This window comes from Marinicella gelatinilytica, assembly GCF_026410405.1.
Taxonomy (GTDB): Bacteria; Pseudomonadota; Gammaproteobacteria; order Xanthomonadales; family Marinicellaceae; genus Marinicella; species Marinicella gelatinilytica.
This window is the reverse complement of sequence record NZ_JAPMLN010000053.1, coordinates 1-281: the sequence shown is the minus strand read 5'-3', so window position 1 is coordinate 281 and position 281 is coordinate 1. Positions and strand designations below refer to the sequence as shown.

At 52.3% G+C, this 281-nt stretch carries 1 rRNA gene; it reads right to left on the bottom strand.

Annotated elements, in window-relative coordinates:
• A 16S ribosomal RNA gene (locus OS173_RS13495) occupies window positions 1-281 on the bottom strand; the annotation flags it as partial.

The window sequence follows — 281 nt, the reverse complement described above, 5'->3', positions numbered from 1 at the left end:
TCCGTATTACCGCGGCTGCTGGCACGGAGTTAGCCGGTGCTTATTCCTATGGTACCGTCAATGCCATGCGCTATTAACACACAACACTTCTTCCCATATAAAAGTGCTTTACAACCCGAAGGCCTTCTTCACACACGCGGTATTGCTGGATCAGGCTTGCGCCCATTGTCCAATATTCCCCACTGCTGCCTCCCGTAGGAGTCTGGGCCGTGTCTCAGTCCCAATGTGGCTGATCATCCTCTCAAACCAGCTATAGATCGCAGTCTTGGTAGGCCTTTACC